At 70.7% G+C, this 23,747-nt stretch carries 21 protein-coding genes; 10 read left to right on the forward strand and 11 right to left on the reverse strand.

What is annotated here, in order from left to right; translation table 11 throughout:
- Position 1: 1 nt before the first annotated feature.
- The gene (locus HHX30_RS23905) at positions 2–601 is read right to left on the reverse strand and encodes a cyanamide hydratase (RefSeq protein ID WP_169984207.1); all 600 of its coding nucleotides are present in this window, start codon (positions 599–601) and stop codon (positions 2–4) included.
- Between the two features lie 111 nt (positions 602–712).
- Between HHX30_RS23905 and HHX30_RS23910 the strand changes: the two genes are divergently transcribed.
- The 3 genes from HHX30_RS23910 to HHX30_RS23920 all read left to right on the forward strand — a co-directional run bounded on the left by HHX30_RS23910 (position 713) and on the right by HHX30_RS23920 (position 4,131).
- The gene (locus HHX30_RS23910; RefSeq protein WP_169984208.1) at positions 713–1,696 is read left to right on the forward strand and encodes a GlxA family transcriptional regulator; all 984 of its coding nucleotides are present in this window, start codon (positions 713–715) and stop codon (positions 1,694–1,696) included.
- A gap of 45 nt (positions 1,697–1,741) precedes the next feature.
- Positions 1,742–2,344 (forward strand): cysteine hydrolase family protein, encoded by a 603-nt coding sequence (locus HHX30_RS23915; RefSeq protein WP_169984209.1) that lies wholly within the window; start codon positions 1,742–1,744, stop codon positions 2,342–2,344.
- A 116-nt stretch (positions 2,345–2,460) separates the two neighbouring features.
- Complete coding sequence (locus tag HHX30_RS23920) at positions 2,461–4,131, forward strand: heparinase II/III family protein (RefSeq protein WP_169984210.1); 1,671 nt, start codon at positions 2,461–2,463, stop codon at positions 4,129–4,131.
- A 43-nt stretch (positions 4,132–4,174) separates the two neighbouring features.
- On the opposite strand, the gene HHX30_RS23925 is transcribed toward HHX30_RS23920, so the two are convergent.
- The 4 genes from HHX30_RS23925 to cimA form a co-directional block, all read right to left on the reverse strand.
- Positions 4,175–4,828 (reverse strand): DivIVA domain-containing protein, encoded by a 654-nt coding sequence (locus HHX30_RS23925; protein WP_169984211.1) that lies wholly within the window; start codon positions 4,826–4,828, stop codon positions 4,175–4,177.
- A complete protein-coding gene (locus HHX30_RS23930; protein ID WP_169984212.1) occupies positions 4,825–5,946 on the reverse strand; it encodes a globin domain-containing protein in 1,122 nt (373 codons plus the stop codon). Before HHX30_RS23930 ends, HHX30_RS23925 begins: the two co-directional genes overlap by 4 nt.
- A complete protein-coding gene (locus tag HHX30_RS23935; protein ID WP_211592430.1) occupies positions 5,947–6,327 on the reverse strand; it encodes a group 1 truncated hemoglobin in 381 nt (126 codons plus the stop codon).
- Between the two features lie 391 nt (positions 6,328–6,718).
- Positions 6,719–8,293 (reverse strand): citramalate synthase, encoded by a 1,575-nt coding sequence (gene cimA / locus HHX30_RS23940; protein WP_169984214.1) that lies wholly within the window; start codon positions 8,291–8,293, stop codon positions 6,719–6,721.
- Positions 8,294–8,865: 572 nt separating this feature from the next.
- Between cimA and HHX30_RS23945 the strand changes: the two genes are divergently transcribed.
- Positions 8,866–9,144, forward strand: coding sequence for a hypothetical protein (locus HHX30_RS23945; RefSeq protein ID WP_169984215.1), 279 nt, complete (start codon positions 8,866–8,868; stop codon positions 9,142–9,144).
- A 322-nt stretch (positions 9,145–9,466) separates the two neighbouring features.
- A complete protein-coding gene (locus tag HHX30_RS23950; protein WP_211592431.1) occupies positions 9,467–9,979 on the forward strand; it encodes a hypothetical protein in 513 nt (170 codons plus the stop codon).
- Positions 9,980–10,103: 124 nt separating this feature from the next.
- Here the strand turns inward: HHX30_RS23950 and HHX30_RS23955 are convergent, their stop codons facing one another.
- The 4 genes from HHX30_RS23955 to serA form a co-directional block, all read right to left on the reverse strand.
- The gene (locus HHX30_RS23955; protein ID WP_169984216.1) at positions 10,104–11,195 is read right to left on the reverse strand and encodes a branched-chain amino acid aminotransferase; all 1,092 of its coding nucleotides are present in this window, start codon (positions 11,193–11,195) and stop codon (positions 10,104–10,106) included.
- Between the two features lie 144 nt (positions 11,196–11,339).
- Entirely contained in the window at positions 11,340–12,386 is a 1,047-nt protein-coding gene (locus HHX30_RS23960; RefSeq protein ID WP_169984217.1) for a 3-isopropylmalate dehydrogenase, read from the reverse strand.
- Between the two features lie 76 nt (positions 12,387–12,462).
- Positions 12,463–13,659 carry an ROK family transcriptional regulator gene (locus tag HHX30_RS23965; protein ID WP_211592432.1) on the reverse strand — a complete coding sequence of 399 codons (1,197 nt, stop codon included), beginning with the start codon at positions 13,657–13,659 and terminating at the stop codon, positions 12,463–12,465.
- Positions 13,660–14,136: 477 nt separating this feature from the next.
- Complete coding sequence (gene serA, locus HHX30_RS23970) at positions 14,137–15,726, reverse strand: phosphoglycerate dehydrogenase (protein ID WP_169984218.1); 1,590 nt, start codon at positions 15,724–15,726, stop codon at positions 14,137–14,139.
- A gap of 394 nt (positions 15,727–16,120) precedes the next feature.
- Here serA and HHX30_RS23975 point away from each other — a divergent pair, with 394 nt between their 5' ends.
- From HHX30_RS23975 to dacB, 5 genes are all read left to right on the forward strand, one after another.
- Entirely contained in the window at positions 16,121–17,011 is an 891-nt protein-coding gene (locus HHX30_RS23975; RefSeq protein WP_169984219.1) for a hypothetical protein, read from the forward strand.
- Positions 17,012–17,135: 124 nt separating this feature from the next.
- Positions 17,136–18,557: an MFS transporter gene (locus HHX30_RS23980; protein ID WP_169984220.1), complete on the forward strand. Its 1,422-nt coding sequence runs from the start codon at positions 17,136–17,138 to the stop codon at positions 18,555–18,557.
- 244 nt (positions 18,558–18,801) lie between these two features.
- The gene (locus HHX30_RS23985; protein WP_169984221.1) at positions 18,802–19,710 is read left to right on the forward strand and encodes a CAP domain-containing protein; all 909 of its coding nucleotides are present in this window, start codon (positions 18,802–18,804) and stop codon (positions 19,708–19,710) included.
- 124 nt (positions 19,711–19,834) lie between these two features.
- Positions 19,835–20,371: a DUF1707 and FHA domain-containing protein gene (locus HHX30_RS23990; protein ID WP_169984222.1), complete on the forward strand. Its 537-nt coding sequence runs from the start codon at positions 19,835–19,837 to the stop codon at positions 20,369–20,371.
- Positions 20,372–20,471: 100 nt separating this feature from the next.
- Positions 20,472–22,073 carry a D-alanyl-D-alanine carboxypeptidase/D-alanyl-D-alanine-endopeptidase gene (dacB, locus tag HHX30_RS23995; RefSeq protein ID WP_169984223.1) on the forward strand — a complete coding sequence of 534 codons (1,602 nt, stop codon included), beginning with the start codon at positions 20,472–20,474 and terminating at the stop codon, positions 22,071–22,073.
- A gap of 94 nt (positions 22,074–22,167) precedes the next feature.
- On the opposite strand, the gene ilvC is transcribed toward dacB, so the two are convergent.
- A complete protein-coding gene (ilvC, locus tag HHX30_RS24000) occupies positions 22,168–23,160 on the reverse strand; it encodes a ketol-acid reductoisomerase (protein ID WP_169984330.1) in 993 nt (330 codons plus the stop codon).
- A 57-nt stretch (positions 23,161–23,217) separates the two neighbouring features.
- The gene (gene ilvN / locus HHX30_RS24005) at positions 23,218–23,742 is read right to left on the reverse strand and encodes an acetolactate synthase small subunit (protein WP_030506098.1); all 525 of its coding nucleotides are present in this window, start codon (positions 23,740–23,742) and stop codon (positions 23,218–23,220) included.
- Positions 23,743–23,747: the final 5 nt, after the last annotated feature.

Consider the following 23,747-nt stretch of genomic DNA (forward strand, 5'->3'; position numbering starts at 1 on the left):
GTCAGACGTCGAGCGGGTTCGCGGCGATCCGGCCGGCGATGCCGCCGGCGACGGAGTCGGCGGCGGCGCAGCCCGGCTTGCGCCGCGCCTGCTCCTCGAAGGCGGCGAGGAACTCCGCGCCGAAGCCGAGCCGGGGAAAGCGGGCGAGCACGGCGGCCCGGTCGTGCGCGGAGAACTCCTCGGGCCGCTGCCCCGACACGTCCCACAACGTGGCCACCTGCAGCAGGTGCGACTCGGGGTCCTCGGTCGCGGCGACCGGGTCGCGCATGTGGACCACGATGATCTTCTCGGCCCGCGCGCATCTGTCCGGCGACCACCCGGCCGCCGTGCAGAAGACCCAGGCGAGGCGTCCTCCCGCGTCCTCGAACGGCACCTCGTGGCTGTCGAAGGTCTCGGTCAGCCCGATGTCGTGGAGCAGGGAGGACACGTAGTACAGCTCGTCGTCGAAGCCGATGCCGTGCGCCCCGGCGTACCCGGCGCCCCACAGGTACGACCTGATCGAGTGGTTGAGCAGCGCGGGTGAGCAGAACCGGGTGGCGACGGCCAGCGCGGCCGCCGCGGCGGGGGTCTGCGGGAACGTCTCGGGAAACGGAGCCGGCATGGCCCCAGGCTGGCAGAGCGGGCCTGCCTGGCGCGAGCGGCCGTACGGCCACTTCCCGCACGATTCGGGCCACGGGCGGCTCCGATGGCCGGGGCAAATAGCATTCCGGCCATGACGTTCCACCGGGTGGCGGTCGTGCTGTTCGACCGGACCCCGATGTTCGAGTCCGCCGTGCCGATCTCGGTCTTCGGGGAGGACCGGCCCGGCCTGCCGCCCTTCGACGTACGGGTGGTCGGCGGGGACGGCGGCTCCGAGGTGCGGACGAACGCCGGGGTCCGCCTGGCGACGCCGCACGGGCTGGACGCGGTGGCGGGATCCGACCTGGTGATCGTGCCGACCTACCGCCGTCCGCCGGACGAGCCGCCGCCCGTTCCCGCCCTGGACGCGCTGCGGGCCGCCCACGAGCGCGGCGCGATCGTCGCGGGGCTGTGCCTGGGCACGTTCGTGCTGGCCGCCGCGGGGCTGCTGGGGAACCGGGCCGCGAGCACCCACTGGGCGTACGCCGGGCTGCTCGCCCGCCTCCACCCGGACGTGTCGGTGCGCGCGGACGACCTCTACGTGGACGAGGGCAGGATCCTCACCAGCGCGGGCAGCGCGGGCGGCATCGACCTGTGCCTGCACCTGGTGCGCAGGGAGTTCGGCGCGGACGCGGCGACCGCGATCGCCCGCCGGATGGTCGTCGCGCCTCATCGGTCGGGCGGCCAGGCCCAGTTCGTGGAACATCCCGTGCCGGGCCCCGCGGCGGGCGACCCGCTGGGCGCGGCGCTGGGCGCGACACTGGACTGGGCGGTGCGCCACCTCGACCGGCCGCTCGGCGCGGACGCGCTGGCGGCCCGCGCGCTCATGAGCCGCCGCACGTTCGACCGGCGGTTCCGTGAGGCGACCGGTACCTCCCCGGCCCGCTGGCTGCTGCACCAGAGGGTGCTGCACGCACAGCGGCTGCTGGAGACGAGCGACCTGCCGGTCGAGCAGGTCGCCCGGCGCTGCGGCTTCGCCTCCGCCGTCGCGCTGCGCCCGCACTTCCGGCGGCTGGTCGGCGTCTCCCCCGCCGCCTACCGCCAGTCGTTCGGCTGGAATCCCTCGGTGGATGGCTGAGGCCGCTCTCACACCCATACGGCCGGCCACGCCACCCTCGGATCCATGAACCGAGCGCTGATCGTCGTCGACGTCCAGAACGAGTACTTCACCGGCGCCCTGCCCATCGCCCATCCGCCCCGGGAGGAGAGCCTGGCGGCGATCCTGCGGGCGATGGACGCCGCGGAGCGGCACGGCATCCCGGTGATCGTGGTGCGGCACACCGCCCCCGCCGCCTCACCGCTGTTCGCGGAGGGCTCGCACGGCTGGGAACTGCGCGAGGAGGTCGCGGCCCGGCCGTACGCGCACCTGGTGGACAAGACCAAGGCGTCGGCCTTCCACGGGACCGGCCTGGCCGGGAGACTCGACGGGATCGACACGGTCGCGATCGCGGGCTACATGACCCAGAACTGCGACGAGTCGACCGCCAGGGACGCCTTCCACCTCGGCTTCGCGGTCGAGTTCCTGTCCGACGCCACCGGGACCGTGCCGCTGGCGAACGTCGCCGGCGCCCTGTCCGCCCGGCGGGTGCACGAGAACGTCCTGGTCGTCATGCAGTCGAACTTCGCCGCGGTGACCACCACCGGCGCGTGGATCGACGCCGTGGCGGCCGGAGTCCCGCTCGCCCGTCCGAGCATCTGGGAGAGCACCGCGCCCGCCCGCGCCTGACGGAACCGGCAGGGCCATTTGTGAGCAGTTGTGCAGTTGTGACCGAAGCAGCTTGACCAGATCGCCAGAATTCGGACAGCATGAGCCGCCCCAATTCGATCTCGGAAGGAACCGGCGTGCTCCGCCGCCTCTCAGCCCTCTCCCTGGCAGCGGTCCTCCCGCTGACCGTGCTCGCCGTGGCCACGCCCGCCCAGGCGCGGGCCCCGCACCGTACGCCGGAGTGCCAGGGGGACTGGCTGCCCGCGACCCCCACCTCCGGCGACGTCATGAGCGGCAAGCTGTCCTTCCTCGGCCTGCCCGCCGTCACGGTGGGCAAGAACGTCGACTGGCGCATGGACCCGTACAAGAACAGGTCCTGGCAGATGGTGTTCCAGTCGCTGCGGTGGATGGGCCGGCTCGTGGCCGACTACGAGTCGACCGGCGAGAAGGACTACCTCGGCCGGGCCGAGGAGATCGCCAGGGACTGGGTCGCCGACAACCCGTACGGCGGGCGTACGACCAGCCCGTACGCCTGGGCCGAGCACCCGATCGCGCTGCGCGCCCCGGCCCTGGTGTGCCTGAGCAGGTATGTGAAGGCCGGCTGGCTGAAGAACAGCCTGGCCCTGCACGCCAAGCTGCTGTCCGACCCCAAGCACTACGAGCTCGGCCACAACCACGGGCTCGACCAGGACATCGGCCTGCTGCGCATCGGCTGCCGCTACGGGAACCCGAAGTGGAAGAACCTCGCCGTGCGCCGCATGGTCAAGTCGATGAAGCTCGACATCGACGGGCAGGGCGCGCTGCGCGAGCAGGCGCCGCGCTACGCCATCTACGTGCACGACCGGCTCAGGGTGGCGGTCGACACGATCAAGGATTGCGAGATGAAGGTCCCGGCGGCGCTGGCCACCCGCTGGGAGAGCCTGCCGCGGCACATCAGCGCCGCCACCCAGCCCAACGGCTACATGGTGCCGATCGGCGACGGGCCCGCCGACGTCCAGCCGGCCGCCTTCGACCACGCCAAGTCGACCGTGCAGGTCTTCGACGCCGGGTACGTCTTCGGCCGCACGGCCTGGGACGACCCCAAGTCGGCCTACTACTCGATCCGCTTCGGGCCCGCGTTGAAGTTCCACGGCCACGAGGACCACATGGGCGTCACCTACTACGCCCAGGGCCGCTCGATCCTCACCGAGGCGGGCTTCCACTCGTACGAGAACACGCCGTACCGGCGGTGGACGCTGAGCCCGGAGGCTCACAACGTGCCGGTGATCGTGGGCAGGAAGTTCCGCGGGCACACTCCCACCGCACTGGTGGGCAAGTCCGTGCGCAAGGACCGGCAGACGTTCACCTTCACCGACAAGGCGTACGGCGTGCAACGCAAGCGGTCGGTGCTGGTCAACCACCGCGAGGACGTGCTGGCGGTGCTCGACAGCGGCGGCGGGAAGCTCCGCAACCTGTGGCACCTCGCCCCCGGGCTGAAGGTCGTGTCCAACTCGGGCGGGCGGATCGTGGTGGCCGACGGCGGGTGGAAGGCGTCGATCGTCCAGTTCGCGATGCCGTCCTGCGAGGCCGTCGGCGGCCAGCGAGTGGTGAGCGGGCAGACCTCGCCCTACCAGGGCTGGGTCTCGCCGGGCTACATGCGCAAGGAGCCGGCTCCGGCGATCGTCTCGCCCGTGGCGGGGTCGTTGCTGACCGTGGTGGTTCCGGGAACCGACCGGCCGGAGGTCACCTGCTCAGGACGCACGCTGACCGTTCACACCCCGGCCGGATCGGTCACGCTGCGCGCGAGCTCCTCCGGCACGCTGTCGTAGGTCACGACCTGGCCTCCTCCCCCGACAGGAGACCGGCGGGCGGCTATCCGTACACCGACGGCGACGAGGAGCCGCCCGCCAGCTGCTTGGCCTGCTCGGGCACGTGGCCGAGCTTGTCGACCTCATGCGCGAGCCCCTCCAGGACCGCGCGCAACTGCACCTGCGTGACGTCCGCGAACGTCCGCAGGTAGGCGATCCTGCGCTCCAGCTCCTCGGCCTCGGCGCTCTGCAGCCCGTTGCCCGAGGCACGGTAGGCGCCGACCGCCTGGTTGGCGGCCTCCTCCGCCTGCCGCTGCGCCTCCATCAGGAGTTCCTCGTACTGCTGGCGGGCCTGGCTCACGATGCGCCGCGCGTAGTCCTCCGCCTCAGCGATCTGCGCGTCGGCGGTCTGCTGGGCTCGGGACAGGATGTTGATGGCGTCGACGTTCAGGGTCTGGGACGCGGCGGCCTGTTCCGGGTTCATGCCGTGTTCCTTGTACCACTGCTTCATGCGGTCGATGTAGGCCCGCAGGTCCGCCTTCTCCTTGTCGCTGGTCGCCATGTCCTCCGCGACGCGGTAGAGGAACGTGCGCACCTCGTCCTCGCTGTAGCCGCGGCGCCCGAGCGAGGTGCGCGTGAACTCCTGCTTGCGTACCCGATCCGGGGTGAGGGGCTGACGCTCGCCCGCCGGGCTTCCCCAAGGCATCTCCGCCGTCATGACTCCCGACCTTTGTCGCTCGTGAACTCGTCGAAGTGGATCTGCTCGGTTGGCACGCCGGCGTCAAGCAGCCGTCCGACGGTCGCCTGCGCCATCTCCTCCGAGCCGCAGACGTAGACGTGCTGGCCACGCCATCCCTGCAGCGCGACGTCCACCGCGTAGCCGCGGTTGCCCCGGTAGAAGGGGTCGTGGGAGACGACCGGCACGACGTTCAGCCAGGGGTGCTCGGCGGCCATCTTGGCCATGGCCTCGTAGTCGTACAGTTCCCTGGAGTTCCGGGCGCCGACGACGAGGTCCACCCTGCGCGTCGGGCCCTCGTAGGCGATCTGCTCCACCAGCGCCTTCATCGGCGCGAGGCCGGTGCCGCCCGCGATCATGAGCAGGTCGCCCTGGACGTCCGGGGTGAGCGTCAGCCGTTCCCCCACCGCGGCGCCCACGCGCAGCATCTCGCCCCGCCGCGCGCCCATGACGAGCGCGGAGCTGAGCACGCCGCCGTCGACCATGCGGACGTGCAGGTCGATGGTGTTGTCCTGGCGCGGCGCGTTGGCGAACGAGTAGAACCGCCAGATGCGCGGGCGCACGGCGTAGGAGATCGACGCCGACTGGCCCGGCCGGAAGGGGTACTGGTAGTTCAGCCGGGCACGGATGACGGCGATGCCGAGGGTGCGCATCTCGTGGCCGACGATCTCCGCCTCCCACCAGGGCGGGGAGACCTTCGACGCGTCGTTGGCGGCGTCGACCATCACCTGGGCGACCAGGTTGTACGCCTGCGTCCAGTCGTGCGCGAGCGCGGGGGTCCACCGGTCCCCCATGAAGTGCTCGAGCGTGGCGAGCAGCGCCTGACCGACGGCGGGGTAGTGCGTCGCGGTCACCGCGAACTTGCGGTGGTCGCGGCCGAGTTGCTGCAGGACCGGGACGACCTCCTCGATCCGGTCGACGTTGCTGATGACACTCCCCAGCGCGGCCACGAGCTTGTCGCGCTGGCGCGCCATCGACACCGGGAACATGTCACGCACGTCCGGGTTCATCAGGAAGAGAACCGAGTAGAAGTACAGCGGCACCTGGTCACCCGAACGGGAGACGAGGTGCCAGCTGTCCTTGAGAGCCTGCGTATCCACTCAGTCGGCCGTTCCCGCGGGCTCGGCGACGATGGACGACTTCACCTTGCCGAGGACGAGGCCGACGTCGCGCAGGATGTCCTCGCCGACGCCGCTGTCCTGCAGGACCGCGAAGAGGTGCTCGCCCACCTTGTCGTAGTGCTCGGACGTGATGCCCATGCCGGCGTGGGCCTCGCCCAGGTCACGACCCTCGTACGGCTCCGGGCCGCCGAGGACCGAGCACAGCAGGACGACCATGTGCCGCTTCAGCCTGGGCATGTCGACGTCGACGAAGTACGGCTTGAGATCGTCGTCGCCGAGCACGCGGACGTAGAAGCGGTCGACGACATCGCGCACGACCGGTGCGCCGCCGATTTGGTCGTAATAGGACGAGGTGTTCACAGACCCTCCCATATCGGGTGCACCAGCGAGGGGGATGACTGCCGCCGGAGAATTTTCATACTCGGGGCAGTCACGCGGCTGGTCATGGTGACAGACGTGGCTCAGCTCCCACGACCCCCGGCCGCCTCCGATGGACAGATCAGAAGACGGGCGCGGGCACCGCGGGCCTACAGAGGTTGCGTGCGCAGATGCTTCTTGCCGTCACCCTCCGTTGAGCCAGAGCATTGGCGCTGAGGCTGGAACCGCGGCCGGCGTCGCCGATCGTGGCGATGACCGCCTCAGGGCTTTGCCTATCTAAGCACCAACTAGACTAAATGTCACTAAAACCACAGCATTCACCTGCGGAACGTGAGCACCGCTCACGCCATCGGACGGGAGGCCCGATCGCAGGTCAGGCGCTGTGCCCGGCCCGCAGCAGGCCGTACGTCACCGCCTGCTCCAGCGCCTGCCAGGACGCCTCGATGACGTTCTCGCCCACCCCGACGGTGGCCCACTCTCCGGTCGCGTCGCTGGAGGTGATCAGCACCCGGGTCACCGCGTCCGTGCCGTGGGTGCCCTCCAGGATGCGGACCTTGAAGTCGATCAGCTCGACCCCGGCGAGCTCGGGGTAGAGCTTCTCCAGCGCCAGCCGCACCGCCCGGTCGAGCGCGTTGACCGGGCCGTTCCCCTCGCCGGTCGCGATGATCCGCTCACCCTTCGCGTGGAGCTTGACGGTCGCCTCGCTGATCACGTCGCCACCGGGACGGCGCTCGACGATCACCCGCCACGACTCGACCGTGAAGTAGCGCCGGAGCTCGCCGTCGACCGTGTCGCGCAGCAGCAGCTCGAACGACGCGTCGGCCGCCTCGAACGTGTGCCCCTTGGCCTCCAGATCCTTGACCCGCTCGACCAGCCGCCTGGACTGCTCCCCGCTGAGCTCGTAGCCCAGCTCGCGGCCCTTCAGCTCGACCGAGGCGCGGCCCGCCATGTCGGAGACCAGCATCCGCATGTCGTTGCCGACCTCGGCGGGGTCGATGTGCTGGTAGAGGTTCGGGTCCACCTTGATCGCCGACGCGTGCAGGCCCGCCTTGTGGGCGAAGGCCGACGTGCCGACGTACGGCTGGTGCGAGTTCGGCGTGACGTTGGTGACCTCGGTGATCGCGTGGGCGATACGGGTCATGTCGCGCAGCGACTGCGGCGGCACGAGGTCGAAGCCCCGCTTGAGCTGGAGGTTCGCCACCACGGTGAACAGGTTGGCGTTGCCGGAGCGCTCGCCGTACCCGTTGGCGCAACCCTGCACGTGCGTGGCGCCGGCCTTGACCGCGGCCAGCGTGTTGGCGACCGCGCAGCCGGTGTCGTCGTGGCAGTGGATGCCGATGCGGGCTCCGGTGCCGGACGCCTCGTGCACCACGTCGGCCAGCTCGTCGGGCAGCATGCCCCCGTTGGTGTCGCACAGCGCGACCACCGACGCCCCCGCCTCCGCGGCCGTGCGCAGCACCTCCAGCGCGTACGCGGGGTTGGAGCGGTAGCCGTCGAAGAAGTGCTCGGCGTCGAGGAAGACGCGCTGGCCCTCCGCCGTCAGGTGGGAGACCGTGTCGCGGATCATCGCGAGGTTCTCCTCCAGCGTCGTGCGGAGGGCCAGTTCCACGTGGCGGTCGTGGCTCTTGGCCACGAGCGTCACGATCGGCGCGCCGGATTCGCGCAGCGCGGCCACCAGCGGGTCGTCGGCGGCCTTCACGCCCGCCCGGCGGGTCGCGCCGAACGCGGCGAGCTGCGCGTGCTTCAGGTCGAGCTCGGTCTGAGCCCGCCGGAAGAACTCGGTGTCCTTGGGGTTGGCTCCCGGCCAGCCGCCCTCGATGAAGCCGACGCCGAGGCCGTCCAGGTGACGTGCGATGGCCAGCTTGTCGGCGACGGTGAGGTTCAACCCCTCCTGCTGCGCGCCGTCGCGGAGCGTCGTGTCGTACACGTGGAAACGATCGTCGGCCATCTCTGTGTCTCCTTCGCGGGGTTGTGTCTCGCCGCGCGCTCATCGGCCTGTGGATCGGCTTGAGGCCCAAACAAAAAGACCCCTCACGGACGTGAGAGGTCTGCGCGCCGGCGATGTCCTTCAGCCGGCGCGCCTGCCGATAATGAGCAGACCGTAGTACATGGTGCTGAGCAGTTTGCCACAGCCGGTCACCCTCTGGCACATCGATCTCATAGTACGAGATGTCCGGGAGTGTTCGCGCAGGTCAGGGCGGCCACGACCACATGCGACGACCAGGAGGGACGCCACCGGACCGGCCGTCCCGGCGTACGCGGGGGCGCACCCGCCCGGCTGTGCGGCGACGGATCACGCCTGGGCGTGGCCGAATAAACCCCATATGCCAACAAATTTGGCCACCCAAAGAACGCGCAATTGTTTCCACCGGTGATGGCCTCATTCCGCAGCACGCGCCCGGCCGGGGGAAACAACGGGAAGCAACCAACCATCACCCGATTCAGAAGGCAGGTGCTGCGGGGAAAATGTGTCAGTGTCACGAGAAGGCCAGACTCACCGGCACGGCAACCGTGCGCAGGTTGACGGCCACCGCCATCGTGGTCCTGGCGGCCACCGCCGCGATGGCCGCCCAACCGGCCGCGGCCGCCAATGGCGGCGGCGGAGCGAGCAACAACGGAAACGGAAGGCGCAACGTCAGCTACAGCGCGGGCAGCGCACCCATCTACCAGAGAGGTGTCCAGAACGTCGCCGTCAACGCGAGCGGCAAGACCAACGCGCAGTTGGCGGCGTGCAAGAGGCTCTCTCAGCGGGTCTGCAACGTCAACCAGCGCATCTCGGCGCCGTCTTCTGGTTGGTGACCCCGACCGCAAACGGCCACACGACCAGATCACGTGGCCGTTTGCAGGGAGATCGCCGGAATTATTCGTCGCTCCCGGCAACGACGCCGTAATAACCTGCCATACGGATGCGAGACACACGATCAGCGCCCCTTCGGCGAGTACGCTCGCAAAGCGGTTCGTATTCGCGAACCTCTTCGCCAGGACTCGTTTTCATACAGCGGCTCTCACACAGCGGCTTTCATACAGCAGGGGGCGACGAATGACTTGTCGGCGCGGCGGCGGGGCGTTCAAAGGCAGACTCGCCGGTTTCCTTCTCCTCGGCACTTCGGCTGCGACCGCCTTGGTCACCGGCGTCGGCGCACTCGGGGCCGCCGCCGACAACGGGCACGGGCGCGGCGACCGCGCGGAGCGGAACGTGGTGGCCCCCACCGGCAAGGACCCGCGCGACCGCCCCGACACCAAGCTGTCCGTGGAGGGGTCCACGCGCAACCGCGGCTACCAGCACACGAGCGCCAACACCGCCGGCGGCTCCTCGAACGTGCAGAACGCGCTGTGCCGGCGCTCCCGGGTCTGCAACATCACCCAGCACGTGACCGTCACCGGTCCGCGCGAGACCGAGCGGCCCGCGCTCAGGCCGACCCCGGTGCCCACGGTCACCGTCACCGTGACGGCGACGCCCAGCGCACCGGCGCCCGCCGCACCGGCACCCGTCGCGACCGCGGCGCCGTCGTGCCCCGCCCGGTCCCTGATCCGGGTCGACGCCAGGGTCAGCGTGAGCGCCGGTCTGATCGGGGGACTGGTGTCGCTGTCCACCCTCGGGAAGAGCACGGCCTGCCCGGGCCTGTCCGGCTGAACCAGGCCCGCGAGTACGGCTCCGGAAGACCACACCGCCCCCCACGGTGCGCCCACGGCCTTACGGCGGGGCGCACCGCGACAAGGAGCAGCGGGACGGTGAGCGCCCTGCGGCGCCGCGACCGTCAGCAGATCTTGTGGATCCAGTGGTGGGCGTCGGGGCGGCTGCCGTACTGGATGCCCACGAGTTCCTCGCGGATTTTCATCGTGACCGGCCCGGGGGTGCCGTCGCCGACGGTCCAGCTCCGGTCGACGCCCTTGACCGAGCCGACGGGGGTGACCACGGCGGCGGTGCCGCAGGCGAAGACCTCGGTGAGGTCGCCGGACTCGCAGCCCGCCTGCCAATCCTCGATGGAGACCTTGCCCTCCTCCACCGTGTATCCCAGCTCTCCGGCCAGGCTGAGGATCGAGTCGCGGGTGATGCCGGGCAGCAGCGTCCCGGTGAGCGCCGGGGTGACGAGGCGGTCGCCGAAGACGAAGAACAGGTTCATCCCGCCCATCTCCTCGACCCACCGGTGCTCGAACGCGTCGAGCCAGACCACCTGGTCGCAGCCCTCCTCGACGGCCTGCCGCTGGGCCACGAACGCCGCCGCGTAGTTGCCGCCGCACTTGGCGAACCCCGTGCCGCCGGGCGCGGCGCGGGTGTACTCGGTGGACAGCCAGACCGAGACCGGCTTGAGGCCGCCGGTGAAGTACGACGCGGCGGGCGAGGCGATCACCATGTACTTGTAGCTCCGCGAGGGGTGGTTCACCCCGAGGGCGGGCTGTGTGGCGATCATGAAGGGCCGCAGGTAGAGGCTGTGGCCGTCGGTGGTCGGCACCCAGTCGCGGTCGGTCTGCACGAGGAGCTCGAGCGACTCGACGAACGCCTCCTCGGGGATCTCCGGCATCGCCATCCGCAGCGCCGACTGGTTGAACCGCGCCGCGTTCGCGTACGGCCGGAAGGCGACGATCGAGCCGTTCGACTGCCGGTACGCCTTGAGCCCCTCGAACAGCTCCTGCGCGTAGTGGAACACCGACGTGGCGGGGTCGAGGACGAGCGGACCGTACGGCTGGAGCTTCGCGTCGTGCCAGCCCTCCCCCTCGGTCCAGTCAATGGAGATCATGTGGTCGGTGAAGACCTGACCGAAGCCGGGGCTCGCCAGCACCTGCTCACGCTCGGCCGCACTGCGGGCCTGCGGATTGAGCTGCACGTCGAACCTGAGGTGGGTGGTCATGGCGAGGTCCTTCTCTCTTCGTCGTCGTAGTAATTGTGCGACGAGACGGCTAAGGGAAAACTAGGGCATTCGGCAGGTATGAAAAAGCGCATGGCGGCCCATACCGGGCCGCCATGCGCGTGAGGTCGGGATGAGCGGCCGGGATCAGCCGGCTACTCGGGCGGCGATGTCGTCGCCGATCTCGCGGGTGGAGCGCGCGGTCCACGCGCTCTGGCGCTCGATCAGGTCGTCGGCCACGGCCTGCTCGACGCGGGCCGACGCCTCGGCGTGGCCGAGGTGGTCGAGGAGCATGGCGACCGACAGGATCGTGGCGGTCGGGTCGGCCTTGCCCTGGCCCGCGATGTCCGGCGCGCTGCCGTGGACGGGCTCGAACATGGACGGCGCCGTGCGGGCCGGGTTGACGTTGCCGCTGGCCGCCAGGCCGATGCCGCCGGCGACCGCCGCGCCGATGTCGGTCAGGATGTCGCCGAACAGGTTGTCGGTGACGATCACGTCGAACCGCTGCGGCTGGGTGATGAAGAACATGGAGGCGGCGTCGACGTGGCAGTAGTCGGTCTCGACCTCGGGGAACTCCAGGCTGAGCCGGTCGACGGTGCGCGCCCACAGGTCGCCGGCGAACGTCAGCACGTTGGTCTTGTGGACCAGCGTCAGCTTGCGGCGCGGCCGGCTCAGGGCCTTCTCGAAGGCGTAGCGCGCGACGCGCTCGACGCCGTACGCCGTGTTGAACGACTCCTGGGTGGCGATCTCATGCGGCGTGCCGCGGCGCATCACGCCGCCGGCGCCGGCGTACGGGCCCTCGGTGCCCTCACGGACGACGATCATGTCGATGTCCTCGGGGCGGGCCTCCCCGAGCGGAGTCGTCACGCCGGGGAAGAGCTTGACCGGACGGAGGTTCACGTAGTGGTCGAGCTCGAAGCGCAGGCGCAGCAGCAGCTCGCGCTCCAGGATGCCGGGCGGCACGCTCGGGTCGCCGACGGCGCCCAGCAGGATCGCGTCGTAGCCGCGCAGCTCGTCGAGGACCTCGTCGGGAAGCGTCTGCCCTGTCGCGTGGTAACGCCTGGCCCCGAGATCGTACTCGGTGGTCTCGGACTTGACGCCCGCGGCGTTGAGGACCTTGAGGCCTTCGGCGACGACCTCGGTGCCGATACCGTCACCGGGGATCACTGCCAGGCGGATGTTGCTCGACTCCATGCGTGTACCTTACCGGTTGTCTCGGAGATCGAAACACGATCTCACCATTCGGTCCATGCCCGGGCAAATGCGCCCGTCAGGCGGGTCCCGCCGCGACGGCACGCTCGAAAACGAGGTCGCGCGCCGTCGACAGCCCGACCGCCAGCGCCCCGAGGATCACGGCGTCCGCCCCGAGCGCCGACACCTCGATCCGCGGTGGCGTGAGGGCCACCAGCGTCCGCAGCCGCTCCGCCACCGGACCGGCGAGCAGGTCGCCGGCCTGCGCGCCGATGCCGCCGCCGAGCACGACCAGCTCGGGATCGAGCACGGCGATCACCCCGGCGAGGGCGCGCGCGACGTGGTCGGCCTCGGCCGCCACCACCGCGCGCGCGACCGTGTCACCGCCGCGCGCGGCGTCGAAGACCTCCTTGGCCGTGACCGCCGTCATGCCGAGACGTGCCGCCGCCGCGACGACGCCGTCGGCGGAGGCCACCGACTCGAACATGCCACGCCGGCGGTCGAGACCGGGGACGTCCTCGCCCACCGGCAGGTACGAGATCTCGCCGGCCGCTCCCCGGGCGCCCCGGTAGAGACCGCCGTCGATGACCACGCCCATGCCGACGCCCGTCCCGATGGACACGAGGACGAAGTGGGAGATCCCCTTGCCCAGGCCGTAGGCGCCCTCTCCCACCGCCGCGAGGTCGACGTCGTTCTCCACCGTGTACGGCGAGCCCGTGACGCCGGCCAGCCCGTCCACCGCGCCGGGGCGTTCCCAGCCCGGCAGGTTCGGCGCGAGCCGCAGCGCCCCGCTCTCCTTGTCGTGGATCCCGGGGGTGCCGAAAACGGTGACGGTGACGTCACCGGGCTCCAGGCCGGCCTCCGCGACGAGCTCGGCCGCCATCCGCACCAGTTGCTCGCGCGCACTCTCGTAGGAGTGCGCCCGCGACGGCTCCTGCCTACGCGCCACAACGTCGCCCACGAGGTCGGCGAGCGCGAGCCGCACGGTGGTGCGGCCGAGGTCGGCGGCGAGCACCCAGCCCGCCTCCGGCCTGATCTCGTAGAGCAGCGCGGCACGGCCGGCGCCGCCGGTGCGCAGCCCGACCGGACGGACGAGCCTGGCACGCTCCAGGTCGGCCAGCGCCATCGAGATCGTCGGCTTGGACAGTCCCGTCACCTGGGCGAGCTCGGGGCGCGAGGCCTTACCGAGGCGGAAGATCTCGGTGAACACCGCCCGCTGGTTGATCAGCCGGAGCAGGCTGGTCGTGTTCGCGGCCCCACCGCCGATGCTCACCACGCCATCAAGATTGGCACATCACATCCGCCGGTCCCGCCGGGGTCAGCGCTGCGGAGCGCCCCCGTTGTCACGGCGGTCGAGCGCGATCTGCAGGGCCTCGGCCGCCTCGTTCTCAGCGTCTTCGGAACGACCCCATGGATACATGTCGTACATGGCGATTCTCTCTCTTGACGGAGGAATGCTGAGAGCGGACCCGCTCGCGCGGATCCGGGAACGTCGGCCGCCGGTGGAACGCGGGTCACGCGTCACGAGCGAGCCGAAGGCCGGCGGCGCGGCGCTCCGCGACGGGCCGGCCTGCCCTGATCAGGCCCCGTCGCGGCAGGTAGAAGTGCGGGGCGCCTCGTCATCGCAAGACTACCCCACAATCTCGTAGGACGACCTAGTATCTCACTTCGTGAGACGCCGTCCGTCGGCCGGGACAACACGAACGGCCCGGCGCGCGATGCGCCGGGCCGTCCGGTGAGCGGGTTCCCGGTGTCAGTCCTCCAGGTCGACCGTGCGGCCGCTGTCGGCGCCGATCTCCCCCGCGATCTGCTCGACGACGTCGGACGGGATCGCCGTGTCGACGGTCAGCGCGATGAGCGCCTTGCCGCCCTTCACGTCCCGGGAGACCTGCATGGAGGCGATGTTCACGCTGTGCTCGCCGAGCAGGCGGCCCACGATGCCGACGATGCCGGGGCGGTCGGCGTAGGTGAAGAAGGCCAGGTGCTCGGTCGGCTCGATCTCCATCGCGAAGCCGTTGACCTCGACGATCTTGGTGATCTGCCGGGGACCGGACAGGGTGCCGGAGACCGAGACCGTACGGCCGTCGGCGAGCACGCCGCGCACCGTGACGACGTTGCGCCAGTCGGGGCTCTCCGCGCTGGTGACCAGCTCGACCACGACGCCGCGGTCCTTGGCCAGCAGCGGCGCGTTGACGTAGGTCACCGCGTCCTCCACGACGTCGGTGAAGACGCCCTTGAGCGCGGCCAGCTCCAGGACCCGCACGTCCTGCGCCGAGATCTCGCCGCGGACCTCGACGACCAGGCGGGTGGCCACCTCGCCCGCGAGCGCGGTGAAGATGCGGCCCAGCTTCTCGGTGAGCGGCAGGCCCGGCTTGACGTCCTCGGCGACCGCGCCGCCCTGGACGTTCACCGCGTCGGGCACGAACTCGCCGGCGAGCGCCAGCTTGACGCTGCGGGCGACCTGGGTGCCGGCCTTCTCCTGGGCCTCATGGGTGGAGGCGCCGAGGTGCGGCGTCGCCACGACCTGGTCGAACTCGAACAGCGGGCTGTCGGTGCAGGGCTCCTTGGCGAAGACGTCGATGCCGGCGCCGGCGACGCGGCCCTCCTTGAGGGCGGAGTAGAGGGCGTTCTCGTCGATGATCCCGCCGCGGGCGACGTTGATCAGCCGCACGGTCGGCTTGACCATGTGGAGCTCGCGGTCGCCGATGAGACCGACGGTCTCCTTCGACTTCGGCAGGTGGACCGTGATGAAGTCGGCCTGCTGGAGCACCTCCTCCAGCGACGCCAGGCGCACGCCCATGGCCGCCGCGCGGGCCGGCTGCAGGTAGGGGTCGTACGCGATGAGCTCGACGCCGAACGGCTGCAGGCGCTGCGCGACGAGCTGGCCGATCTTGCCGAGGCCGAGGATGCCGACGACCTTCTCGTCGAGCTCGACGCCGGTGTACTTCGAGCGCTTCCACTCGCCGCCCTTCAGCGCGGAGTGCGCCTGGGCGACGTTGCGGGCGCTGGCGAGGATCAGCGCGACCGTGTGCTCGGCGGCGCTGGTGATGTTGGACGTCGGGGCGTTGACGACCATGACGCCGGCCTTGGTGGCGGCCTCGACGTCGACGTTGTCCAGACCCACGCCGGCGCGGGCGACGACGCGCAGCTTGGGCGCTGCGGCGATGGCCTCCGCGTCGACCTGGGTGGCGCTGCGCACGATCAGAGCGTCCACGTCGGCGAGGGCGGGCAGCAGCTGCGACCGGTCGGCGCCGTCGGTGTGCCGGACCTCGAAATCCGCGCCGAGCACGGCGAGACCCGCTTCTGAGAGCTCTTCTGCGACAAGTACGACGGGCTTGTTCACTGGGTTGAGTCCTTCGTGAAGTGCGACAGCGCGGACGACGTGAGTCTATCCGGGCCTTGTGAAAGCTCTCACGAGCGCCCGGCATACGAGATATCCAAGGTCACGGCGGTGTTGCGGCGACGCGACGACCCGGTCTCAGATCGCGCAGCGCCTCGTCGGCCTCCTCCTCGGCCCCGTACGGCCGGCGCGGCCGGCGCCCTGGGGATTCGGAGAACAACGCGGAGAGACTGCCGGGACGCGGGGGGTGCGTGAGGCTCGCTCACGTGCGGGCACAGTCGGTCGATGTACCCCGGCGACCGTGATCCCATACGGACTGTCGCCATCTTGGTATTGATCGCACCTAATCTTCGGGATTAGCCTGATTCGCCATGGTCCAGTCCCTATCGTTCAGGCTATGAGCATCGGGAACCCCTCCCTGGGCGACGTTCTCGCGCGGCATGGCAGCCCCCGGCAACTCCTGGCGGCCCTCGCGGAGTGGGGCATCCTGGTGGCGGTCCGTCCCGACCGCTCCGTGGTGCTCGGCACGACGCAGAACGGCGAGCGTGTTCTGCTGGGCTACACGGGACCGGCGACCTACGCCCGGCACCGTGGCAGCCACTCGTTGTCGGCGTGCGACGCCGACACCGTCCTCGACATCCAGCGCGTCACGGGCGTGCGCGAGATCGTGATCGACGCGGCCGGTCCCGCGGCCGCCGCCGTGCCGATCGACGACCTGCGGCGCTATCTGGAGGAGACCCGCACCGGTCCCACTCCCGCGTTGTCGGCCATGGGCACGGCCGCCCCGACGGCGTACGCCACCGGGGCGATGGCGACCGTGACCCGCGCACAGGTCGGCAGGCAGGCTCCTCCCCCGCCGCCCGCGCCCGCCCCGGTGCCGGCGGCGCCCGCCGCGCTGCCCGCGCAGTGGGTCCCCGCCCCTCGCCAGCACCTGTCGGGGGCGATGCAGGTGGTGGACCCCGGCTACCGGAGGACGCGCCATCCGATCCTGCCAGCGCTTCGGGTGGCGGTCGCCGAGCTGCTGCCCGAATACCCCCACATCCACCACGTGTGGATCTCCGAGTCGCGGACGGCGGCGGGGCTGTGGGGGATCATGCTGCACGTCAAGGTGCACACCCTCGGAGCCGACGACATCGTCAAGGACCTGCACCGGCGGGTGCGCGCCCGGCTGCCGCAACTGGCGGCCAGCGAGGCGCCGGTGCTCATGGCCCGGGTCGCCGACGCCCACACGGAACGCCGGTTGATCGAGATCGGCGCCCACGTCGTCTGTCCCGACGTGCGCGACTGATCGCCCGGTTCCTCTCCGATCTCCGCCGGCGCGTTCCGGCGGAGATCGAGGGGAGATCACGCAGCGGCCGAACCGTTGCGGGACGGTCCTTCCGAACAGGCGCTTGCTCGGCTTGAATGGCGCCATGGTCTCCACCGCGGCGACGCCCTCCCCGTCGAAGGTCCCCCTGGGGGTTCGCCTCGGGTACGCCGTCGGCTCGTTCTGCACGGCCAACTTCTCCACGATCCCCGGGCTGCTGCTGCTCTTCTACATGACGAACGTGCTCGCGGTGCCGGCCGCGTTCGCGGGCGTCGTGCTCTTCCTGCCCAAGGCCTGGGACCTGGTGGCCAACACCCTGGTCGGCCGGTGGTCGGACCGCACGGTCTCGCGCTGGGGACCACGCCGGCCCTGGCTGCTCGCGGGCGCCGTGGTGCTGCCGGTGTCGTTCGCCCTGATGTTCGCCGGGCCGCCGCTCACCGGCATGACCGCCGGCCTGTACGTGGGCGTCGCCTTCCTCGCCGCCGCTACCGGCTACGCCCTGTACGAGGTGCCGTACAAGGCGATGCCCGCGGAGATGACCACGGACTACCACGAGCGGACCTCGCTGCTGCAGTGGCGCATGGTGCTCATCGCGATCGCGATCGCGATGAGCGGCATCCTCGCGCCGACGATCGCCGGCGAGACGGCCGACGGGTACCGCACCATGGGCGTCGTCTTCGGCGTGATCCTGCTCGTCTCGATGCTGGGATCGTTCTTCGGCACCGCCCGCGCCCCTTTCACCGGCCAGCAGAGGTCCGAGGGCACGCTGCGGGAGCAGCTTTCCGCCGCCCGCACGAGCAAGCCGTTCATGTGGCTGCTCGGGCTCAGCTCCGCGCAGACGCTGGGGGCGGGCGTGATGCTGGCCGGGGCGCCCTACTTCGCCGCCTACGCGCTGGACGACACCTCCGCCACCACCACGCTCTTCGCGGCCCTCGTGGGGCCGATGCTGGTCACGATGCCGCTGTGGGTGTGGCTGGCCCGCAAGCTCGACAAGCGCGGCGCGATGCTCCTGTCCGGATCGCTGTTCACCGCGGGCGCCCTGCTGATCCTCGCGACGCCCGCGCTCGGCTCGCTGTACGCCCACCTGTGCGTGATGATCGTGGGTATCGGCTACGCGGGCCTGCAACTGCTGCAGTTCTCCATGCTCGCCGACGTCATCGCGTACGACGGCGTGGTGAGCGGCGAGCGCAGGGGCGGGGTCTTCACGGGCCTGTGGACCGCGGTGGAGAACGCGGTGTCGGCGCTCGGGGCGACCACGTACGGCTGGGTGCTGACCGCGGGAGGCTTCATCTCCTCCGATCCCGAGCACCCGGTGACCCAGCCGGACACCGCCCTCGTCGCGGTGGTGATCGGCGTGACCGCGGTGCCTGCTCTGATCACGTTCGCGGGCGTGCTGATGACCCTCAGATACAACTTGACCGCCGACCGCCTCGCCGCCGTCGGTGCGGGCGGGACCCCGAACCCGGCGGCCGCCGGGCGGCACGACGGGCAGCCCGCGGACGGCGAAGCGGTCAGGACCGAGGACTGAGCCGAGCCCGCCCCGAGCCCCGGGGCGGCCTCCGGACGACCTTAAGCGGCTCTCAAGGCGGGCCCTTCGACGATCACACCGTTGACCTGCGGATTATGCGACATCGATGGCCGTATACGGCATAAGGAATGTTTAAGAGAAGGTAGATTCTTTCGGATTTTGACCGATTTATCCCCACATGTCGGTCTGTTGCGCACCATAATGACGACTTCCCCAGCGTCTAACCCCCACTGGAGGAATGATCGTGAACAGAGCGCTCGGAGCGGTCCTGTGTCTCGGAAGCGTCGCGGCCGTCGGAATGGCGGCCGCGCCCGCTCAGGCCGAGGCCCAGCACAGGGGCTGCCGGGTCGCCGCCGCGAAGCCATACGTCGCCCTGGACGGCAAGATTCGCGCGGCCGGCTCACGGGCCGGCTGCGTCGACGACGCCCGTTTCCGCGTCCGGCTCGTGAGCAGCAGGCCCGGCCCCGACCGCGTGGTCAAGAGCGGCTCCAAAGTGGTCAGGAACGCGCGTGTCGTCGTCGCCCTGACCTGTGTGGACGGTGCGTACTACAGCGTGGTCACGGACTACCGCGGCCACGTGTCACGGTCGAGGCCGGTGCGCCTCGACTGTGACGTCCCCACTCCCGTTCCCTCGGCCACCGCTTCCCCGGCACCCACCGCCGTCCCCACGGTGAGCCCCTCCGCGGTCCCCGCCGCGAGTCCCTCCGCAGTCCCCACCACGAGCGCCCCCGCCTCCGCCACTCCCAGCGCCTCTCCCACGAGTGGCTCGGCCGTGGGCACCGCCGTCGAGAACGAGGTCGTGCGCCTCACCAACCTCGAGCGGGCCAAGGCGGGCTGCGGCCCGCTGAAGCACGACGCGCGGCTCCGCGCCGCCGCGTACGCCCACTCGGCTGACATGTCCGCGAAGAACTACTTCGACCACACCTCGAAGGACGGCCGCTCCTTCGCCGACCGCATCACGGCCGCCGGTTACACCTGGCGGGCGGCGGCGGAGAACATCGCCAAGGGGTACGGCACGGCCCAGGCGGTGGTGCAGGGCTGGATGAACAGCCCCGGGCACCGGCAGAACATCCTCAACTGCAACTACACCGACATCGGGGTCGGGTACGTGGCCTCCGGCGCGTACTGGACCCAGGACTTCGGCCGGCAGTAGAGACGCCACCGGTGCGACCGGAGCGGGGACGCCACGCCCGGCGACCCCGCTCCCGGGCCGGGATCGAAGGGGATTACGGCGGTCTTCTGGACACCTCGGACCACTGCGGCGGATACTTCCAATCATGAGCTCTCCCCCGGTTCGCGCCTCGGACGGGGACCGCGAGCGCGCGCTCAGCGAGCTCCGCGACCGGGCCGCCGAAGGACGCCTGTCCATGGAGACCTTCGTCGGCCGGGTGGACCTGGCGCTTCGTGCCCGCAACCGCAACGAGCTGGACGAACTGGTCGCCGACCTCCCGCACCGCGGGCGCTGGCGTAGAAGGATCACCGACGCCGTCGCCTCCGTGTCGGAGCTGAGCAACCGGATCGAGTCCGCCTGGCGGCGTCCCCGGCTGCCCCGGCTCGCCCTGCCCGCCGACGGCCGGGCCCGCTACCTGGTCGGCCGCGGCTCCTCCTGCGACCTCGTCCTCGCCGACCTGACCGTCTCGCGGGTCCACGCCGAGTTGCGGCGGGAGCACGACGACTCGTGGCTGCTGGTCGACCTCGGCTCGATGAACGGCACCCGGCTGAACGGCTGGCGCCTGGTCGGCCCCGCGCACGTACGGGCCGGCGACGAGGTGGCCTTCGGCGACTGCGTGTTCCTGGTCTCGCTCCCGGCCTGATCGCGCGACCTGAGACACCACCTAATACGTACATTTCCGTATTGATGCCTGGGCGTGGCTCACCGACGATCGCGGAAAGCCACTCACCCGGGAGCGGACTGTGCGGTTGTCACGACGAATCACGACCCTGCTGGCCGGAGCCGTCCTGGCCATCGGGATCACCGGCTCCGGCGCCCCCGCCGGCGCCCGGGACCCGGCCCCCGGCGTCGCGGACCTGACCCGCGACCTCGACCAGATCCTCGCCGACTCCCGGCTGGCCCCCGCGCGGGCGGGCGTCGCCGTACGCGCCGCCGCCACCGGCGAGGACCTCTACTCGCTCGACGCGGACAAGCTGTTCGCCCCCGCCTCCAACACCAAGCTGCTCACCTCGGCCGCCGCCCTCGACACGCTCGGCACCGACTTCCACTTCACGACCGACGTGCTCGCCGCGTCCCGCGTGGGCCGCACGGTCACCGGGGATCTCACGCTGCGGGGCACGGGCGACCCCACCCTGCTCGCCGCCGACTACGACGCACTCGCCGCCAAGGTCGCGGCGGCGGGCGTGAAGCTCGTCACGGGACGGCTGGTCGCCGACGACACCTGGTTCGACGACGTGCGGCTCGGCACCGACTGGGCCTGGGACGACGAGCCGTACTACTACGCGGGGCAGATCTCCGCGCTGACCGCGGCGCCCGACACCGACTACGACGCGGGCTCGGTGATCGTCTCGGTCGCGCCCGGAGACGGCCCAGGCAAGGCCGCCAAGGTGTCGACCACGCCGGCGACCGGCTACGTGAAGATCGTGAACAGGGCCGTCACCGGCGACGAGACGGACGTGCTCGTCGAGCGGCAGCACGGCACCGACACCGTCGTGGTCAGCGGCACGGTCTCCGAGCCGTACGACGAGTGGGTCGCGGTGTGGGACCCCACGCTCTACGCGGCCACGCTTTTCCGGGAGGGGCTGGCCCGTCATGGCGTGAAGGTGCTCGGGCCGACCGTGCGCGGGACCGCCCCGGCGAAGGCGGCCACGATCGCCTCACGCCGGTCGATGCCCCTCGGCGAGCTGTTCGTGCCGTTCATGAAGCTGAGCAACAACATGCACGCGGAGATCCTCACCAAGGCGATGGGACGCGAGGTGTCCGGCGCGGGAACGTGGGCGGCGGGCCTCGCCGTGACCACCGCGTTCGCGCAGGCGAACGGTGTGAAGACGCTGCGGCTGCGGGACGGCTCCGGCCTGTCCCGGGTCGACGCCCTGACGCCCGCGGGCATCACGGCCCTGCTGGCGGCGGTGCGCGGCAAGCCCTGGTTCCCCACCTGGTACGCCGCCCTGCCGATCGCCGGGGAGGCGGACCGCATGGTCGGCGGGACGCTGCGCAGCAGGATGCGCGGCACGGCGGCCGCCGGGAACGTCCACGCCAAGACCGGCTCGCTGACCGGCGTGACCGCACTGTCGGGCTACGTGACCAGCGCGGACGGGGAGCAGCTGGTCTTCTCGGTCATCAGCAACGGCTACCTGTCCGGCCCGCCGAGAGATCTGGAGGACCGGATCGCCGTCAGACTGGCCCAGTTCAGCAGGAAGGCCCCTGTGAACGAAACGGTGGACGAGACGGTGGCCGCGCGCGGCACGACTTCCGGGTCCTCGCCGCAGGAGGCCGCCCCGTCGTCCCCGCGAACGCCCGCCGGTGACCTCGAATGCTCCTGGCTCAAGCCCGTGCAGTGCTGAAGCGTCCGGCTGGTAGCCGGCGAACGCGACGCGGCGCCGCTCCCCACCTCGTCGGCGGGGCGCGGCGCCGCGGTCACGCAGGCGTTCGCGAGCGTCAGGCCTGCTCGCCCTTGAGCCAGCTCATCATCGGGCGGAGCTTGGCACCGGTCTGCTCGATCGGGTGGACCGCCAGCTCCTCGCGGTGGCGCTTGAAGTTGGTCTGGCCGGAGTCGAACTCCTCGACCAGCTCACGGGCGAAGCGGCCGTCCTGGATCTCGTCCAGGATGCGGCGCATCTCCTTCTTGGTCTCCTCGTTGACCACACGCGGGCCACGGGTGTAGCCGCCGTACTCCGCGGTGTCGGAGACCGACCAGTACATCTTGGAGACGCCGCCCTCGTACATCAGGTCCACGATGAGCTTCATCTCGTGGAGGCACTCGAAGTACGCGACCTCCGGCTGGTAGCCGGCCTCGATCAGCGTCTCGAACCCGGCCTTGATCAGCTCGGAGACGCCGCCGCACAGCACGGCCTGCTCGCCGAACAGGTCGGTCTCGGTCTCCTCGGTGAAGGTGGTCTTCAGCGCCCCGGCGCGGGTGCCGCCGATGCCCTTGGCGTACGACAGCACGAGCGGCCAGGCGCTGCCGGTGGCGTCACGCTCGACGGCGACCAGGCAGGGCACGCCACGGCCGGCGGCGTACTGACGGCGGACCAGGTGACCCGGGCCCTTCGGCGCCACCATCGCGACGTCGACGCCCGCCGGGGCCTCGATGAGGCCGTAGCGGATGTTCAGACCGTGACCGAAGAACAGCGCGTCGCCCTCGACGAGGTTCGGCGCGACGTGCTCGGCGTACAGGTGCCGCTGGATGTGGTCCGGCGCGAGGATCATCGTGAGGTCGGCCTCCTCGACGGCCTCGCCCGGCGACAGCACGCGCAGCCCGTCCGCCTCGGCCTTCTCCCGGCTCTTGGAGCCCTCGGGCAGGCCGACCCGGACGTCCACACCCGAGTCGCGCAGGCTCAGCGCGTGGGCGTGGCCCTGGCTGCCGTACCCCAGAACCGCGACGTGGCGGCCCTGGATGATCGACAGGTCGGCGTCGTCGTCGTAGAAGATCTCAGTCACTTGCTTGCCTTTCACGGGTTGTCCGTCGCGACGTGCCTGCCATAGGAGCTATGCGCTGCGGTCGAGGGCGCGAAGCGAGCGGTCGGTGATGGAACGGGCACCGCGGCCGATGGCCACCATGCCCGACTGCACGAGCTCCTTGATGCCGTACGGCTCAAGGACCCGGACGAACGCCTCCAGCTTGTCGGTCGTCCCGGTGACCTCGATCGTGACCGCGTCCGGGGCCACGTCCACGCAGCGCGCCCGGAAGAGGTTCACGAGTTCGAGGACGTGGGACCGGCTCTCGGAGTCGGTCCGCACCTTGATCAACATCAGCTCGCGCTGCACCGACTGGCTGTTGTCGAGCTCGACGATCTTGATGACGTTGACCAGCTTGTTGAGCTGCTTGGTGACCTGCTCCAGCGGGAGGTCCTCCACGTTCACGACGATGGTCATCCGCGAGATGTCGTCGTGCTCGGTGGGTCCGACGGCCAGCGAGTCGATGTTGAACCCGCGCCGGCTGAACAGGGCGGCGACCCGGGCCAGCACGCCCGGCTTGTTCTCCACCAAAACGGACAGCGTGTGGCGGCTCATGCCCT

It is taken from the genome of Microbispora sp. H10836 (assembly GCF_012999525.1).
In the GTDB taxonomy this organism is placed as follows: domain Bacteria; phylum Actinomycetota; class Actinomycetes; order Streptosporangiales; family Streptosporangiaceae; genus Microbispora.